Consider the following 17954-nt stretch of genomic DNA (forward strand, 5'->3'; position numbering starts at 1 on the left):
GCCCCGCCGGTGGACCCAAAATACAACTGGCCGAAGACGCCGACCGTCGTCGGCACGCGAGTCAAACGCCTCGACGGTCCGGACAAGGTGAGCGGCCGCGCGAAGTACACCTTCGACGTCGCTCGCCCAGGCATGCTTTACGGGCGGATCGTCCGTTCCCCGTATCCGCACGCGCGCGTCACCGGCGTCGATCTGTCGGGCGCCCAGAAGGTGAAGGGGTTCAAGTCCGCGCTGATCGTCCGCGACCCGAAGGACGACAAGGCGAACACGGTGATGTACCAGGGGGACGAGGTGGCGGCGGTGGTTGCCGACACCGAGGAGCACGCAATCGACGCGGCGCGAGCCGTCAAGGTGGAGTACGAGGTGCTGCCGGCGGTGATCAGCGTCGACGCGGCGCTGGCCGGCAACGCGCCGGCGGTGTTCACCGGCGGCAACGTCCGCCAGGGGCAGACGCAGGAGTCGGGAGACCTGGCGGCCGGCTTCAAGTCCGCCGCGTTCACGCTCGACCAGACGTATTCGACGCACATCATCACGCACGTGTGCATGGAGTCGCACGGCACCGTCTGCGAGTGGGATGGCGACAAGCTGACCGCCTGGGTGACGACCCAGGGCGTCAATTCGGCGCGCGAGAACCTGGCGACCGGTCTCGGGATTCCGCAGACCAACGTCCGCGTCATCTGTCAGTACATGGGCGGCGGCTTCGGCAGCAAGCTGCAGCTGGGCGCCGAAGGGTTGATCTGCGCGCGTCTCGCCAAGCAGGCCGGCACGCCCGTCAAGCTCATGCTCGACCGGAAGGAAGAGCACCTCGTCACCGGCAACCGTCCGTCGGCGGCGGCCCGCGTCAAGGCAGGCGTTGCGGCCGACGGCACCATCACCGCGTTCGACGGCGAATCGTGGGGGACCGGCGGCGCCGGAGCGGGAGCGGGCTTCCCTCTCCCGTACATCTATCAAATCGCCAATCGACGACGCGCACACAAGGACGTCTTCATCAATACCGGCCAGCAGCGCCCGATGCGCGCCCCCGGCCATCCGCAGGGATCGTTCATCACCGAGATCATGATGGACGAGCTCGCGGATCTCGTGAAGATGGATCCGGTCGAGTTCCGCCTCAAGAACCTGCCGCCGGAAGCGCCGAACGCGATGTGGCGCAGCTATCTGAAGGAGGGTGCCGAGGCGTTTGGCTGGAGCAAGCGGCACCCGACTGGCGATCCGGCGCCCGGGTCGATCAAACGCGGCATGGGCGTCGCGATCGGCACCTGGGGCGGCGGCGGACGCGGGCCGTCGCTGGCTCACTGCGAGATCGCGTCGGACGGCAGCGTGACGATGCGCGTCGGCACGCAGGATATCGGTACGGGCACGCGAACGGTGGTCGCGATGGTGACGGCCGACGCACTGGGGCTGCAGCCCTCACAGGTGACGCCGCAGATCGGTGACACGCAGTACGGCGTGAGCGGCGGGTCGGGCGGCAGTACCACCGCGGCGAGCACGACTCCCGGAATCCGCATCGCCGCGCTGAAAGCGCTCGCCGCGCTGAAGGAGAAGTTGGCACCCGAGCTCGGCACCGGCGCCGACGCGCTCGTCGCCGAGGGCGGACGCATCCACGTGGCTGGCGATTCGTCCAAGGGCATGTCCTGGGCCGACGCCTGCAAACGGATCGGCCCGCAGCCGATCTCGACAGAAGCCGACTGGCAGCCCGGCATGACCTCGGTGACGACGTCGGGCGTGCAGTTCGCCGAGGCGACCGTCGACGTCAAGACGGGCATCGTTCACGCCACCCGCGTGCTGGTGATCCAGGATTGCGGGCTCGTGCTGAACCAGCTCACCGCCGAAAGCCAGGTCTACGGGGGCGTGATCGGCTCGTTGAACTTCGCGCTGTTCGAGGATCGCATTCTCGACAAGGTCACCGGGCAGATGGTCAACCCGAACATGGAGTGGTATCTGCTCGCCGGGATGTCGGACGTCCCGCCGATCGACGTCCGTCTCAAGAACATGCCGGAACGCGGGGTCGTCGGTCTTGGCGAGCCGCCGACCGTGCCGACCGCGGCCGCCGTCGCGCTGGCCGTCCGCAACGCCATCGGCGTGACGGTGCGCAGCCTGCCGCTGACGCCGGCGAAGATTCTCCAGACGCTCCAGCAGAAAGCGTAGGCCTCGCGTGAAACCATTTACGTACGTCAACCCGGCGAACGAGAAAGAAGCGGTTGCGGCGCTTCTGCCGGAACACGAAAAAGCGCTGCCGCTTGCCGGCGGCCAGGATCTGCTGGCGCGGCTGAAGGACTACGTCACGCAGCCGGATCGCATCGTCAACGTCAAGAACGCGCTCGACTCGACGGTGGTCGCCAACAACGGCGGGCTCAAGATCGGCGCGGCGATGAGGATGGTCGACGTCGCCGAGCACGCCGACATCGGCCGGCTGTATCCGGCGGTCGCGGCGGCGGCGATTGAAGTCGGCACGCCGCAGATCCGCAACCAGGGCACCGTCGGCGGCAACCTGAATCAGCGCCCGCGCTGCTGGTACTTCAGGAACGAGGAGTTCGTCTGCTTCAAGAAGGGGGGCAACACCTGCTTCTCGCCGGCGGGGGAGAACCAGTTCCACGCCATTTTCGGCGGCGGGCCAACCTACATCGTGCACCCATCCAGCCTCGCCGTGCCGTTCGTGGCGTACGGCGCGACGTTCCGCGTGCTGGGCCCGAAGGGGGAGCGCCTGGTGCCGGCGGCCGAATACTTCACGATGCCGTCGTTGCAGAACATTCAGCGCGAAAACGTGCTGCAGCCAGACGAGCTGCTGACCCACGTGATGCTGCCGGCGCCAGGCAGCGTCAAGAGCGGCCACTATGAAGTCCGCTATAAGGCGTCGCACGACTGGCCGATCGCGTTCGCGACCGTGCTGCTGACGATGAGCGGATCGACGGTGCAGGGCGCACGGGTCGTGATGGGCGCGGTGGCGCCGGTGCCGTGGCGGTCGCAGGCCGCGGAGCAGGCGCTCGCCGGCAAGACGATCACGCCGGAGGTCGCCGTCGCGGCGGCCGACGCGGCGCTGCGCGGCGCGACCCCGCTCAGCCAGAACGCCTACAAAATTCAAGTCGCCAAGACAGCCGTCGAGCGCGCGATCCTGCACGCCGCCGGCTTGCCGATCGTGTGAGGTGACCCGTCCATGGAATCGCTGACCTCGCCGAAGACGACCGTTGGGGTGCACTGCCTCAGGCTCCGCACCAAGAGCATGTACCTAAACGCCGTAGTGGACCCCGCGGAGCGGACGTTCTACGATAGTTATGATCAGACGGCCTGGTGGTGTGTGTTGACCCAGACCGGACTCGGACCCGACCGGCAGCCCGTCGGACCGGACCGGTGCCGCGACGGGCGGGATTGCTGCTGTCTGTAGCCCGTATCGTTGGAAGCCGGAGCGTCAGCTCCGGTGGAGATGCGCCCATGAAGAAGACCATCCTTTCTGTCGCAGCCCTCTCGAGCCTGATGTTCGCGCCGCTCGCCGCCAAACCGGCGTCGGTCACCGGCACCTACGTCGAAGCACGGACGGCGGAGGTGTTCGCCGGCGCGTGCGTCATGAACGGCGAAGCGGCCACTACGGGACGCGAAGCGCTGCTGGCCTGGAAGGTCGACAAGGGGCAGCTGAACGGCGTCTCGCTCGACGGCCTCGCGGTCGTCGCGGCGCTGGCGGCCGACAACAACCTCGGCATCCATGAGATCGGCGGCGAGCCGACTGTTGCGCGGGCCGCGCTCTATATCGACGCCCGTGCGACGCCGGCGCAGCGCAAGGCGCTCGTGTCGATGGTGCGGTCCCTCTCAGGGAACCTGATCGGCAGCGTCGTCCAGGAGAGCGTGGCGCCGATTGCGTTCGTCGACAGCGGCCACGAAATCAGCGTGTCGACCGACTCGGTCCGCCTGGCGGTGCAGAAGCACCTCAGCCACGAGGCAAGCTGCGGCAACAAGCAGTGGTTCAATCCGCTGACGGCCGTCGATCATGCCGAGATGGGCACCACCGACGAGAACGCGTTCAGCGGCCCCGCGCTCTGCACGAAGTGGAGCGACCCCAACAAGCGCTCCTCGTTCTTCGGGACGTTCGCGTACTAGACGGGCGGGCTCTCCGGAAGCCGTCAGGACGCTCTCGATATCGGCGCCTGGCCGAGTTTCCTCACCTGATCGCGCACCAGGCGCCCGACGCGCTCGATTTCTCGGTCGGAGAGCGACTCGTAGACCGGCACCTGCACGGCCGTCGACGCCTGGTCGGCCCCCGGCATCGCCGCCCCCTTCCAGTCGAACAGTTCCATCCTCGTGCACACGTCGACGTGCATCGGCGCGACGTCGACGCCGCGGCGGATGCAGCGCTTCACGATCGTCGCCGGCTCCGGCACGTAGGGGCAGTACTGGTAATAGACGTGCGTCCGTCCCTCCGGAGTCGTCGGGATGGTGACGCCCGGCGTGTCGCCGAGAATCCCGTCGAGCATGCGCGCGTGCCGGCGGGTACGCTCGATGAACTCGGGCAGTTGCTTCAGCCCGGCGCGTCCCATTGCCGCCTGCACGTTGGTGAAGCGGCCGCGGTATTTGTCCGGGAGCGGAGTGAGCGGGCGGACGCCTTCCCACAGGCGCTCTTCGGGCTTGCCGCCCGTGTAAGAGGCGAAGAGCCAGATCGGATAGAGCGAATAGGTGAACACCTTCGGGCGGATGAACGTGTGCTGCCACTTGCCCGACGACAGGATGCTCTCGACGCGCTTCTCGTCCGGCCACTGCTCGGCGTCGGCGAACTCGGCGACCTTTTTCGCGACGCCGGCGTCGCGCACCCAGGACAGGCCTCCGCCGTAGGTGTTGAGCGGCTTGAACGCCTGGAAGCTGAAGAAGCTGCCGTCCCCCTGGGTGCCGACCATCTGGCCTTTGTAGGTCGCGCCGAGCGAGTGCGCGCAGTCCTCGACGACCTTCAGGTTATGGCGCCTGGCGATGTCGAGGATCGGATCCATATCGCAGGCGAGCCCGTACAAGTGCGTCGGGAGTATCGCTACGGTCTTCGGCGTGATCGCCTTTTCGGCGGCCTGTGGCGAGAGCGTGAACGTCGTCGGATCGACGTCGGCGAACACCGGCGTCAGCCCGGCGGCGCGCGCGATCTCCGGAACCACCCAGAACGTGAAGGCGGGAACCACGATTTCGGAGCCGGCGGGGAAGTCGAGCGCCTTGAGGATGAAGTAGAGCGCCATCCGCCCGTACTCGGTCGAGCACGTCTTCACGTGTCCGCCGCCGAGGAACTGCGCGAACTCCTGTTCGAAGGCCTCGATGTGCGGCCCCTGCACGAGCTGCTTTCTGTCGCGGCAGTCCTGGAAGATCCTGCTCAATCCCGGCACCACCCTGGTGCCGAACCGTCCGATTGCGTGCATCACGGCAGTATATCGCGCGCGGCGCTATGGCTTCGTCGCCTTGAACGGGGTTGCCAACGGCGTCGCCGTCGCCCCCGGCGCTCGCCGAAGCCGCCTTCGTAGGCAGGTCGAGGCCCTGATGGTTCCAGCGGACGGCGCCAGCCGGACGCGTCGCTGACACGCAGCCTGGCGACGGCGGCCGGGCTCGCCGCCTCGGATACGATAGCGCCGATGTCAGGCTACGACTACGCGTTCGAGATGGCGGCGTCGCAGATCCGTTTCGGCGCCGGCGTGACCCGCGAGGTCGGCATGGACCTCGCCGAGCTCGGCGCGCGTCGCGTGATGGTCGTGACCGACCCGGGTGTCGCGCGGCTGCCGCCGGTGGCCGTCGTGCTCGAGTCGCTCGAGGAGAGCGGCATCGACGCCGCTCTGTATGATCGGGTCCGCGTCGAGCCGACCGACGAGTCGTTCCTCAACGCCATCGGGTTCGCGCGCGCCGACGCCTTCGACGCCTTTGTCGCCGTCGGCGGCGGCTCGGCGCTCGACACCGCGAAGGCGGCCAACCTCTACAGCACCTATCCGCCGGATGACTTCCTCGATTACGTCAACCCGCCGATTGGCGGCGGCCTCCCGGTGCCAGGGCCGCTCAAGCCGCTCATGGCGATTCCGACGACGGCCGGGACGGGCAGCGAAACCACCGGCGTGGCGATCTTCGATCTGACGCGCCTCGGGGCGAAGACCGGCATCGCCAGCCGGCGCCTCAAGCCGACGCTCGGCTATCTCGATCCCGACAGCACGCGGACGCTGCCCGCGGCGGTCGCGGCGGCGAGTGGTCTCGACGTGCTGAGCCACGCGATCGAGTCCTACACCGCGGCGCCCTACGACACCCGGCCGCGCCCGGCGCGTCCGGCGCTGCGTCCGGCGTATCAGGGATCCAACCCGATCAGCGACGTCTGGGCGCTGGAGGCCCTGCGCATCGTCGATCGCTATCTGGTGCGAGCCGTGGACGATCCCGCGGACGCTGAGGCGCGCGCGCAGATGCTGCTGGCGGCGTCGTACGCGGGCGTCGGTTTCGGCAACGCCGGCGTCCATCTGCCGCACGGCATGTCGTACCCGGTCTCGGGCCACGTGAAGACGTTTCGCGCGCCCGGCTACGTCGTCGATCACCCGTTGGTGCCGCACGGCATGTCGGTGATCCTCAACGCGCCGGCGGTGTTCCGCTTCACCGCGTCGGTCAATCCGGGCCGCCACCTCGCGGCGGCCGCCGCGCTCGGCTGCGACGTCTCACGCGCGCACGAGGCGGACGCCGGCCGCATCCTGTCGGATCGTCTCGTCTGGTTCATGCAGAAGCTGAAGATGCCGAACGGTCTCTCGGCGATCGGCTACGCGGCGGCCGACATTCCCGCGCTCGTCGAGGGAACGCTGCCGCAGCACCGGGTGACGAAGCTGTCGCCGCGGCCCGCCTCGGCCGACGATCTGGCCGCCCTGTTCGACGCCTCGATGACCTGCTGGTAGAGCGGCCCCGGGGGTCAGACCGGGGTCAGACCGGGGTCAGACCGGGGTCAGACCACCATGCGATCGCAGGGGTACGCACAATTGCTCGACACGGAGCGCGACTCGAGCCAGGGCTGAGTCATCAGGGACGACCGTGCCATCGGGCGTGTCGAGCGGAAGATCCACGCGTCCGTGCGCCGGTCCGACATCTGATTGGATTTGCGCGAAGGCGAACACGCACCGGTAATGGGATCGAGGGCTATTCCATTCGCGCGGCTGTTGAAGAGGTTGGCGTGGCATGACGACTGCTGTTACCGGCGCGGAGGATCGCGGGTTCAGCAACCGAGGAGACTTCCTGCCATGACACGTCTATATGGAATCGTCGCGCTGCTCGTCCTGTGCAGCGCGCCCAGCTTCGCGCAAGGTACGCAGACCGGCACGATCCGCGGCACCGTGAAGGACCAGCAGGGGCTGGCCCTCCCGGGTGCCACGATCACGGCGACCTCACCCGCTCTGCAGGGTGAGCGGACCGTCGTCACCGACACCGACGGCACTTACCTCTTCCGCGCCATTCCGCCCGGTCCTTACAGCCTGAAAGTTGAGATGAGCGGCATGGCGACGGCGCAGAAGACGGCCGACGTGCCCCTCGGCGGGGTGGCACAGGTCGATGTCACGCTGTCGCTCTCACAGGTGCAGGAGTCGGTCACCGTCTCCGGCGGGACGCCGAGCATCCTGACCACGCCGGTCGTCGGCGTCAATCTCAAACACGACCAGGTCGAGACGCTCGCGTCGCGGCGGGATCTCGAGGGGATCGCCAACCTCTCGCCCGGCGTCACCGAGGGCACCGCTCCCAACGCGCAGCAGTTGAACATCAACGGCTCGTTCGCCTACGACAACCTGTTCATGATCAACGGCATCGACGTCAACGACAACCTGTTCGGCTCGCCGCAGAACGTCTTCATCGAGGATGCGATCCAGGAGACGCAGGTGCTCACCTCGGGCATCTCGGCCGAGTACGGGCGCTTCTCGGGCGGCGTCATCAACGCCATCACCAAGAGCGGCGGCAACACCTTCAGCGGCAGCTTCCGCGTCAACCTCTCGGACCCGACCTGGAGCGCGATCACGCCGTTCGAGCAGGCCCACAACACCACCCGCACCAGCGTGCTCAACAAGACCTACGAGGCGACCATGGGCGGACCGATCCTGCCCGACAAGGTGTGGTTCTTCACGGCCGGCCGCTTCGCGAAAACCACGGCGTCGAACTCGTTTCCGGCGACGGGCATCAAATACGACACCGACAGCGATAACAAGCGCGGCGAGGTGAAGGTCACGGCGACGCCGTTCGCGAACCATACGTTCCAGGGGAATTTCACTACGAATCCAACCACTGAAACGCTCCCGGCCATCGGCGGCTACGAAATCGACCCGGCGACGCTCGTCACCCGGAACACGCCCAACAGCGTGTTCGGCGCGAGCTGGCGGGGCGTGCTCGGCTCGAAGATGCTCGCCGAGGCGGCGTACTCGCAGCGGCACTTCTCGTTCCTCGACGCCGGCGGCACCAGCACGATCCAGAACGACTCGCCGATCTTCACGCTCACGCAGAACGGCGGCAACTACGAGTACAACGCGCCGTACTTCGACGCCACCGATCCCGAGGACCGGAACAACCGGCAGCTCACCGCGAACCTCTCCTACAGCCTGACCAAGGCCGGCCGTCACGACTTCAAGGGCGGCTGGGAGTGGTACCGGAGCGCGCGCACCGGCGGCAACTCGCAATCGGCGACCAGCTACGTGTTCGTCTCCGACTTCGTCGAAGACGCCAACGGCAACCCGGCGTTCGACGCGAACGACCGCATCATCCCGACGTTCGTGCCCGGCGCGACACAGGTGCAGCACTGGATCGCGACGCGCGGCGCCGAGCTGAACACCGACAACAACTCGTTCTTCCTGCAGGATCACTGGGTCGCCACCTCGACGCTGTCGCTCGATCTCGGCGTGCGGTTCGAGAAAGTGAAGAGCGACTCGACCGGCGGCATCATCGGCGTCGACACCAGCACCGTGGTGCCGCGGCTCGCCGTGGCCTACGATCCGAAGGGGGATGGACGCACGGTGTTTCACGCCACCTACGGCTGGTACTCGGGCCGCTACAACGACACGCAGGTCGGCGCCAACAGCGCCGTCGGCAATCCGGCGTTGACGGTCGGCATCTACGACGGGCCTGCAGGCCAGGGACGCGACTTCGCGGCCGGCTTCGATCCGGCTAATTATCAGACTGTCTTCGGCAGCTTCCCGACGGCCAATGTGTCCATCGCGCCGGGGCTGTCGTCGCCGCTGACCAAGGAATTCACGGTGTCGGCCGGCACGCAGCTGGGGCGGAAGGGCTCGACGCAGGTGACCTATGTGATGCGCCACATGGACAACTTCATCGAGGACTTCATCGACATCGCGAACGGCACGACCGACGTCGCCCAGAACGGCGTCGACTTCGGCACGTTCACCAACATCCAGTACCAGAACTCCAGCGTGCCGAAGCGCGACTACCAGGCGATGGTGTTTCAGGCCGACTACCGACCCTCGTCGAACTGGCAGATCGCCGGCAACTACACGCTGCAGATCAAGAACGACGGCACGTTCACGGGCGAGGCGCAGAACCAGCCGGGCATCCCGTCGGAATACGGCAACTTCCCGGTCGCGGGGCTGCCGACGATCCTGACGCGGTCGCTGCCCGACGGGCATCTGTACGACTTCCAGCGCTCGAAGCTGCGCGCCTGGACGATCTACACGATGAACCTCAAGAACGCCGGCCGGCTGTCGCTCTCGGGCCTGGTGCGCGCTGACTCCGGCCTCAGCTACAGTCTCGTCGCGTCGAGCGTGCCGCTCACCGACATCCAGACGAACCTGCTCGACGCCGCCGGCTACCCGGATGCGCCCCAGTCGCAGAACGTCTATTTCGGCAATCGCGGATCGCAGTTCTTCCCGGGTGTCGCGCTCTTCGACACGTCGATCAACTACGACATCCCGATCTACAAGAGCGCGCGTCCCTACCTGAAGTTCGACGTCTACAACCTGTTCAACAACCTGACGGTGATCCGCTACGACACCACCGTCAATCCCGATCCGAACAGCCCGCTGGACTCGATGGGTCTACCGACGGGCTATATCAAGGGGTCGAACTTCGGTCAGGCGACGTCGACGGCGGCGTATCCCGTCCCGTTCCAGGGCCAGCGCGGCGGCCGGACATTCCGCATGGCGTTCGGCTTCCGGTTCTAGATTTATCCGAGGGGCTTTGCCCCTCGGACTCCCCTGCACGCGCTCTCGCGCGCCGCGGCGCCGGCGCGGCTCCGTGCGCGTGGCTCGTGTCGCTGCGCTCGCTCGCCGGGCCAGGGGCGTGGCCGCTCGGGACCCCTGCACGCGCTCTCGCGCGCCGCGGCGCCGGCGCGCCTCCGTTCGCGTGGCTCGCGTCGCTGCGCTCGCTCGCCGGGCCAGGGGCTTTGCCCCTCGGACTTCCCCTGCACGCGCTCCCGTTCGCAGGTGCCGGCATGGCAGAATGGCGACGCGATGACCTACACCCATGGCCATCACGAGAGCGTTCTGCGATCGCATCGCTGGCGGACGGTCGACAATTCGGCCGCTTACCTGATTCCACACTTGCATGCTGGAGTCAGCCTGCTGGATGTCGGCTGCGGGCCAGGAACTATCACCGCAGATTTCGCGCGACGTCTCACGCCGGACGCCGTGCTCGGCATCGACGCGTCAGCCAGCGTCATCGCGGAAGCGCGGCGCGATCATCCAGGCGTCGCGTTCGAGACCGGCGACGTCTACCGCGTGGATCGGCCGGATGCATCGTTCGACATCGTCCACGCACACCAGGTCCTGCAGCACCTGGGCGACCCGGTTGCGGCCTTGAGCGAAATGCGGCGCCTCGTCCGCCCGGACGGCATCGTCGCCGTCCGCGACGCCGACTATGGCACCTTCACGTGGCATCCGATGGACGCGCGTCTCGCGCGATGGCTGGCGCTCTATCACGAGATCGCGCGCGCCAATCGCGGCGAGCCTGATGCGGGCCGCTATCTGCTGTCATGGGCGCGGCAGGCCGGCTTCACCCGCATCATGGCCTCGGCGTCCGCCTGGTGCTTCGCGACGTCGGAGGATCGCGCGTGGTGGGGGGGACTCTGGGCCGACCGCGTCACCTCGTCCGCGATCGCCACACAGGCGATCCGCGAGGGACGTGCGACCGAGGATGAACTCGCGGCGCTCGCCGACGCGTGGCGCGCGTGGGCGGCTGTGGATGACGGTTGGTTCGCGACGCTTCACGGCGAGTTGATTTGTCGGCGATAACAATGCCACTTCGCTCGGCGGAGTGCCCGATCGCTGTCCTGCGGAGTTACCGAGTCGAACCCCTTCAGCCGAGCGACTGTCTGACGACGGCGCGGATCTTGTCGAGTCCGGTTTTGAGGTTCTCGTCGGCGCTCTTCGCCCAGTAGTCCTTGTTGAAGAGTTCCAGCGAGAAGCAGCCGCGGAAGCCGTTGTCGCGCATGTCGCGCAGGATCTGACGGAACGGCGCGACGCCGTCACCGGGGTAGATGCGGTTGCCGTCGTTGAGCGTCGCCGGGTCCGCCGCTTGCGGATAGTCGTTGATGTGCATCACGTGCAGCGCGCCGCCGTTGATTTGCTTCAGCGCGGTGAACGGCGTGCCGCTCTTGTAGATGTGGAAGACGTCGAGCAGGAGGCTCGCGTCGGGCCGGCCGGCCGCCACGGTGACGTAGATGCCGTTGCGAAGCGGTCCGAACTGTGGATGCGTTCCCCACAGTTCGAAGAGCGGCTGCACGCCCGTCTTCTCGCCGAGTTCGAGGGCCTCGCGGTAGTACGCCGCGGCGTTGTCGAGGCTGATTGACGGCGCGCCGCGCCCACCCGGCACGGTGGCGATGCGCGTGCCGCCGATTTGCGCCACTTTGTCCATGTCGACCTTGAGCTTATCGAGCGCCGCCGCGCGCTGCGCCGCATCGTCGACGAGGACGGAATTGAACGCGATCGCGTTCTCGACGGTGAGCCCGGCGTCGGCGATCCGCCCGCCGAGATCCTTCAGCGATCCACCCGCCTTCGCGTAGGCGTCGAGCTCGGTGATCCACGGCTCGATCGCGTCGAACCCGGCCCGGCCGGCCGCCGCCACCACCTTCACAATGTCGAGCTGATTGCCGCGCACGGTGCTGGTGTTGAGGCAATACCCGAACGGTTCGGCGGCGGTTCGCTGACGGCGCCCCTGCTGACGCGGCGGCGCGGCCTGCGCTGCCTGCGCGGCGACGGCACCCGCCACGCCGACCACACTCCCGAGCACTTCCCGACGGGTCCACTCCATTGCACGGCTCCTCTCAGCGAAGCGTTATGGTAGCCGCATCACGGCTCAAGCCCGGCGGTACCGATAACCGCACCGGTATTGCGTCCAGGCGCGGGCGCGAATATTCTCCATCCGGCTGAAACATTTGGCCCAGCAGCATAGGTAATAACGCCAGTCCCATTATCGATATCCCGGGAGGAGCATCTATGTCAGTCCAGTGGAAGTCGTTGGCCCAGGCGTGTGCCTGCGCGGGTGCGGCGGCCGCGATCGCCATTGCGCCGATTGCCATCAAGGCCCAGGCCCCGCCGGCCGGCGCCCAGGCCCCAGGCGGCGGACGCGGGGGACCATCCCCGCTGGCCACGTCGCTGTTCACGGCGTTCGACGCCGACAAGGACGGGAATGTCACGGCCGCGGAGGTCACGACGGCGTTCGACGCGTGGTACGCCGCCGCCGATAGCCAGAAGTCCGGATCGGTGACGCAGGAGCAGCTGTCGGGGGCACTCGGCACGGTGTTCGGACCTCCGGCGGCGGCACCGGCCGGCGCGATCGGTGCCGGCAGAGGCGCCGGCGGACGCGGTCCGACCGAGTTCGTAGCCGGCGCGCCGACGCCCGGGCTCAACGACCCCTGTGGCGGCCGCAGCCAGCATCCGACCGCCGCCTGCCCGGGCGACGTCGAGCAGATGATGGCAGCCCTGCCGGCGACGGCGCCTGCCAAGCCGCTCAAGGCGCGCAAGGTGCTGCTCTTCTCGCGCATCCCCTCCGCAGGCTTCCAGCATTCGTCGATCCCGCTGGCGATGAAGACGGTCGAGGAGCTCGGCAAGAAGACCGGCGCCTGGACGTCCGACTGGGCCTGGGATCCGGCGGTCTTCACCAAGGACAACCTGGCGAAGTACGACGCAATCTTCCTGTCGAGCACGACCGGCTGCTTCCTCGACGCGCCCGCCGGCAACAAGGCGGTCACCGACGCGCGCCGCGCCGCCTTCGTTGAGTTCGTGCGCAGCGGCAAGGGCGTGGCCGGTATCCACGCCACTGGCGACTCGTATCATTCGCCCTGCCCGGACGATGAGGGCGCCGGCCAGCGTGGCGGCGGCTTCGGACGCGGCGGCGGCTCGCCGTCGGGCTCGCTCGCCTCGGTGATCCTCCGTTGGTCGTGGGGCCTCGACGACAAGAAAGTTCAAGCCGAGACCATGACGCTGACCAAGGCCGACATGGACGCGGTGGCGGCCGGCTGGTGGAAACAGCTCGATCCCGGCGGCGCCGGCAAGGTGACGCAGGCGGCGTTCGACAGCGGCATCGTCCCCGTCGCGACGCAGTCGAACAACTACGTCGGCTCGCCCGGCCGCGACACCGGCAAGGGCAGCTGGCCCGACTGGGACAACATGATCGGCGGCTACTTCAAGTTCCACTGGCTCGACCCGCAGCACATCGTCGTCAAGATCGACGACAAGACCAGCCCGCTGACGAAGATGTTCAACGGCCAGGACTTCGACATCTACGAAGAAACCTACACGTTCAGCATCAACTCGTTCTCGCGTGAGAACGTGCACGTGTTGACCAGCGTCAACTACGCCAAGATGTCGTTCATGGACAAGCTCAAGGAGAGCGGCATGCGGCCGGATCACGACTTCGGCCTGAGCTGGATCAAGAAGGAGGGCCAGGGGCGCGTGTTCTACACCGCCATCGGCCACGACGAGCGGCAGTACGCGATCAAGCCGCTGCTGGAGCATCTGCTGGCCGGCATGCAGTACGCCCTCGGTGATCTGAAGGCCGACGACACGCCGAGCAAGAAGAAGGCGACCCAGCATTAGAATCCGGGGGGCTTCACCGCTCCGCGGAAATCGGGCACGCTCACGCGGTCGGCGGGTCACCCGCCGGCCGCGTTTTTGATTTCGAGAGACATGCTTTGCACCCGAACATGAGCCGCAGTCCAGACGTGCTCGTCGTCGGCGCCGGTCCCACCGGCCTCGTACTCGCACTCTGGCTCACGCGCCTCGGCATCACCGTCCGCATCGTCGATCAGACAGCCGAACCGGGGACGACCTCGCGGGCGCTGGCCGTGCAGGCGCGCACCCTCGAGTTCTACCGGCAGCTCGGTCTCGATCGCGATCTGCTCGATCGCGGACGGCAGGTGTCGGCCGCGCACCTGTGGGTGGCGGGTCGCCGCGTCGCCGATCTTACGCTCGGCGACATGGGACGTGGCATCAGCCCGTATCCCTACGCCTTCATCTTTCCGCAGGACGAGCACGAGCGCCTGCTGATCGAGCGTCTCCGCGACGCCGGCGTGACGGTCGAGCGCGAGACGACGCTGCTGGATTTCGTCGAGCGCGACGCCGGCGTGACTGGGAGGCTGCAGGACGGCTCGGGGAAGATCGAGAAGTGCGAGGCGGCCTATATCGCCGGCTGCGACGGCGCCCACTCGCGCGTCCGCCAGCTGTTGTCGATCGATTTTGCCGGCGGCACCTACGAGCACCTCTTCTATGTGGCCGACGTCGAGGCGGCCGGCGAGGTCATGGACGGCGACATCCACGTCGGGCTCGATCGGAGCGAGTTCCTGGTGGCGTTTCCGCTGACCGCACCATCGCACGCGCGTCTCATCGGTACCGTGCGCGACGAGTCATCGACGGAGCAGCACGACAATCTGGCGTGGGAGGACGTCGGCCGCCGCGTCCTCGAGTGGATGCGGGTCGACGTTCGCCGGGTCAACTGGTTCTCGACCTATCGCGTGCACCATCGCGTCGCCGCGGGCTTCCGCCGCAACCGCGCGTTCCTGCTCGGCGACGCGGCGCACGTCCACAGCCCGGTCGGCGGACAGGGGATGAACACCGGCATCGGCGATGCCGTCAATCTGGCCTGGAAGCTCGCGGCGGTGATCGGCCACCACGCCGCGCCGGCGCTGCTCGACACCTACGAGCCCGAGCGGCTCGCCTTTGCGCGACGGCTCGTCGACACGACCGATCGCGCGTTTACGGGCGTGACCAGTTCGTCGGCGCTGGCCCGTGCCGTCCGTCTGCACGCGGTGCCGCTGGCGCTGCCGCCGCTGCTGAGGCTGCCGCAGGTGCGGCGCTTCATGTTCCGCACCATCTCGCAGACGGCCATCGAGTATCGCGACAGCGCGGCGAGCGACGGACGCGCCGGTGGTCTGCACGGCGGCGATCGGCTCCCCTGGGTGCCGGCCGACTCCGGCGCCGACAACTTCGCGGTGCTCACGGCGCTCGACTGGCAGGTGCACATCTATGGTGAAGCGCGGCCCGACGCGCCCGCCTTCTGCGCGCCGCGGCGGCTGCCGTTGCACGTGTTCCCGTGGCTGCCGGCGGCTGCGCGCGCCGGGATCCAGCGCCACGCCCTCTATCTCGTCAGGCCCGACGGCTACGTCGCGCTGGCATCGGCCGAGGCATCGGTCGAAGCGCTCGAGACGTATCTGCGGCGCTGGGAGATACGAACGCGCGGAGCGGACACTCCGCTTCAACCGTAATATTCGAAGCGATCCACGTCGCGTATCTCTTCAACATCTACGACCGCCTCGCCGACACGATGGGCTGGGACCTGCCGGATCCGGCGAAGGGCTACTACCAGTTCAGGTGCTCGACGCCGGGTCGGTAAGGCCGATTGTGTAGACGACGACGGGACCGGGCGTCTTAGCCGCCGCTGAGAGGCAAAAAGCAGCCGTGAACACAAGGAGCACGTGACGGCGCATGTGCGCACTCTACAATAGGCCCTGGACTGTCGTGGGGAGGACGTGATGGAGCGCCGCTGGTTGCTGGCAAGACGAACGCCGTCGAGGACGACGATGGTGTCAGGGTTGGCCGTGGTGCTGGCCGCGTCCGTCGTCGCGACGCGACCGCATCCGGGCGGCGACGGCGCACAGGCAGCCGCGACCAGGAACCCGGTCGCAGCCACGTCGGCCTCGCTCGCCGCAGGGAAACAGGCCTACGACGTGAACTGCGCGGCCTGCCACGGTCCGCTGGCGCAGGGAGCGGTGAAGGCCGGCAACCCCATTTCCATCATCGCCGAGCAGGGCGGCAAGCAGCCCCCCGACCTCACCGACCAGCAGTGGGACCACGGATCGAGCGATGGTGAGATCTTCACGGCGATCAAGCGCGGCATTCCGCCGACGATGATGGGCGGCTGGGAAGGACGGCTGTCCGACACCGACATCTGGAACGTGGTCAACTATCTTCGCGCGCTGGCTGCCCACCAGACGGTCGCGGGTGCGCCGGCGGCAGCCGCAGCCGCGGCCGCGCCATCGAATCCGCGTGCGACGCTCCAACTGGCCGACTACGTGCAGATGCCGATTACGGGCGAGCTCGACGGCGAGAATACGCGCGGACAGTTGGCCCGGGTCAATTTTCTCCGCGACGAGCCTGGCGGCCGCCGCTTCTTCGTCACCGATCTCAACGGCCCGCTCTACATCCTCGACAAACAGACGAAGCGCTTCACCGTTTATCTCGACTTCAACGGGCGCGGCGGCCGTCCTGGCCTCTTCCCGAAGCTCACCTTCGAGAAGAACTTCGCGACCGGCCTGATCGACGTCGTCTTCGATCCCGACTACGCGCACAACGGCGTCTTCTACACGATCCACATGGAGGACCCGACCACCGGCGGCGACGCGGCGCCGCGCGCGGGCGTGGTGCCCGGGCTCGATCTGTCCGGCTATCGCACGACGCCGGCGATCGTGAGTCCGACCGCGCCCGGGATGGTCATCGATCGTGAAGCGGTCGTGATCGAGTGGACCGATCGGAATACGGCCGACGCCACCTTCGAGGGGACGGCTCGCGAGCTGCTGCGGCTGCAGCTGCCCTCCCCGATCCATCCGCTTGGCGATCTCACGTTCAACCCGGCGGCGCGTCCCGGCGATCCGGAGTGGCGCGTCATGTACGTCGGCGTCGGCGACTCCGGGACCGGCGAACAGAAGGACATCCGCCGCCTGAACCCGCAGCGCCTCGACACGCTCAACGGCAAGATCCTCCGCATCGTGCCGGATCTCCGCGAGCACACGGCCACGAGTACGGTGAGCGACAACGGACGCTACCGCATTCCCGCCGACAACCCGTTTGTGGCGGTGCAGGGCGCGCGCAAGGAGATCTGGGCGGTTGGCCTGCGGAATCCGCATCGCCTCGTCTGGGACGTTGATCCCGCGCAGCCGCGCGCGCCGCGGCTGTTCGCGTTCGACATCGGCCTGACGACCTGGGAAACGGTCATGATCCTCAAGAGAGGCGCCAACTACGGCTATCCGCTGCGCGAGGGACCACAGGCGATGACGCTCCAGGGGATGACCGCGGTGCCGGCCGACGACCAAATCCCGTGGCAGATCGACGAGACGGTCACCCGCGGCACTGTCAAGCCGACCTACCCGGTGATTGCGTATCCGCACTCGGCTTCGGGTGGTGACGCCATCGCGGGCGGTTTCGTCTATCGCGGCAGCCGGGTGCCGCAGTTGAAAGGACGCCTCCTCTTCGGCGACATCACGACCGGTCACGTCTGGTACGCGGAGATGTCAGACGTGCTGGCCGCCGATGACGGCAATCCGACGACCCTGGCGGCCATGCACGAAGTGGACGCCGGTTTGCGCCGCCTGGTGGAAGACACCTATCACGCGCGCGGCGGCCGCGGCGCCGCGCTGCCCGGCACGGCGGTGGTGGCGGGACGCGGCCGCGTCGATCTCCGGTTCGCCGAGGACGCGGCGGGGGAGCTGTACGTGCTGACGAAGAGCGACGGCATGATCCGCCAGGTCGTCGGCCTCAAGTAACGGATTGACTGGCTTGGCGAGT

General features: G+C 67.7%; 11 protein-coding genes. 9 read left to right on the plus strand and 2 right to left on the minus strand.

The features are described 5' to 3' along the window. Nucleotides 1-9: 9 nt before the first annotated feature. The 3 genes from VGI12_19755 (at nt 10) to VGI12_19765 (ending at nt 4086) form a co-directional block, all read left to right on the plus strand. Nucleotides 10-2145: a xanthine dehydrogenase family protein molybdopterin-binding subunit gene (locus VGI12_19755; GenBank protein ID HEY2434917.1), complete on the plus strand. Its 2136-nt coding sequence runs from the start codon at nt 10-12 to the stop codon at nt 2143-2145. A gap of 7 nt (nt 2146-2152) precedes the next feature. Further along, complete coding sequence (locus tag VGI12_19760) at nt 2153-3139, plus strand: FAD binding domain-containing protein (GenBank protein HEY2434918.1); 987 nt, start codon at nt 2153-2155, stop codon at nt 3137-3139. Between the two features lie 287 nt (nt 3140-3426). Then, nucleotides 3427-4086, plus strand: a complete 660-nt coding sequence (locus VGI12_19765) for a DUF1326 domain-containing protein (protein HEY2434919.1) — start codon at nt 3427-3429, stop codon at nt 4084-4086. A 23-nt stretch (nt 4087-4109) separates the two neighbouring features. Here the strand turns inward: VGI12_19765 and VGI12_19770 are convergent, their stop codons facing one another. After that, complete coding sequence (locus VGI12_19770) at nt 4110-5378, minus strand: aminotransferase class I/II-fold pyridoxal phosphate-dependent enzyme (protein HEY2434920.1); 1269 nt, start codon at nt 5376-5378, stop codon at nt 4110-4112. Between the two features lie 210 nt (nt 5379-5588). On the opposite strand from VGI12_19770, the gene VGI12_19775 reads away from it, so the two are divergent. The 3 genes from VGI12_19775 (at nt 5589) to VGI12_19785 (ending at nt 11189) form a co-directional block, all read left to right on the plus strand. After that, nucleotides 5589-6872: a hydroxyacid-oxoacid transhydrogenase gene (locus VGI12_19775; GenBank protein ID HEY2434921.1), complete on the plus strand. Its 1284-nt coding sequence runs from the start codon at nt 5589-5591 to the stop codon at nt 6870-6872. Nucleotides 6873-7211: 339 nt separating this feature from the next. Next, on the plus strand, nt 7212-10121 hold the full coding sequence (locus tag VGI12_19780; GenBank protein HEY2434922.1) for a TonB-dependent receptor: 2910 nt from the start codon (nt 7212-7214) through the stop codon (nt 10119-10121). A 288-nt stretch (nt 10122-10409) separates the two neighbouring features. Continuing rightward, entirely contained in the window at nt 10410-11189 is a 780-nt protein-coding gene (locus VGI12_19785) for a methyltransferase domain-containing protein (GenBank protein ID HEY2434923.1), read from the plus strand. A gap of 64 nt (nt 11190-11253) precedes the next feature. Here VGI12_19785 and VGI12_19790 read toward each other — a convergent pair whose 3' ends face one another. Continuing rightward, the gene (locus VGI12_19790; GenBank protein ID HEY2434924.1) at nt 11254-12207 is read right to left on the minus strand and encodes a sugar phosphate isomerase/epimerase; all 954 of its coding nucleotides are present in this window, start codon (nt 12205-12207) and stop codon (nt 11254-11256) included. 185 nt (nt 12208-12392) lie between these two features. On the opposite strand from VGI12_19790, the gene VGI12_19795 reads away from it, so the two are divergent. The 3 genes from VGI12_19795 (at nt 12393) to VGI12_19805 (ending at nt 17932) form a co-directional block, all read left to right on the plus strand. Continuing rightward, nucleotides 12393-13994: a ThuA domain-containing protein gene (locus tag VGI12_19795; protein ID HEY2434925.1), complete on the plus strand. Its 1602-nt coding sequence runs from the start codon at nt 12393-12395 to the stop codon at nt 13992-13994. Between the two features lie 107 nt (nt 13995-14101). Beyond that, a complete protein-coding gene (locus tag VGI12_19800; protein HEY2434926.1) occupies nt 14102-15658 on the plus strand; it encodes an FAD-dependent monooxygenase in 1557 nt (518 codons plus the stop codon). 315 nt (nt 15659-15973) lie between these two features. After that, nucleotides 15974-17932 (plus strand): PQQ-dependent sugar dehydrogenase, encoded by a 1959-nt coding sequence (locus VGI12_19805; protein HEY2434927.1) that lies wholly within the window; start codon nt 15974-15976, stop codon nt 17930-17932. Nucleotides 17933-17954 lie beyond the last annotated feature (22 nt).

This window comes from Vicinamibacterales bacterium, assembly GCA_036496585.1.
Lineage (GTDB): Bacteria > Acidobacteriota > Vicinamibacteria > Vicinamibacterales > 2-12-FULL-66-21 > JAICSD01.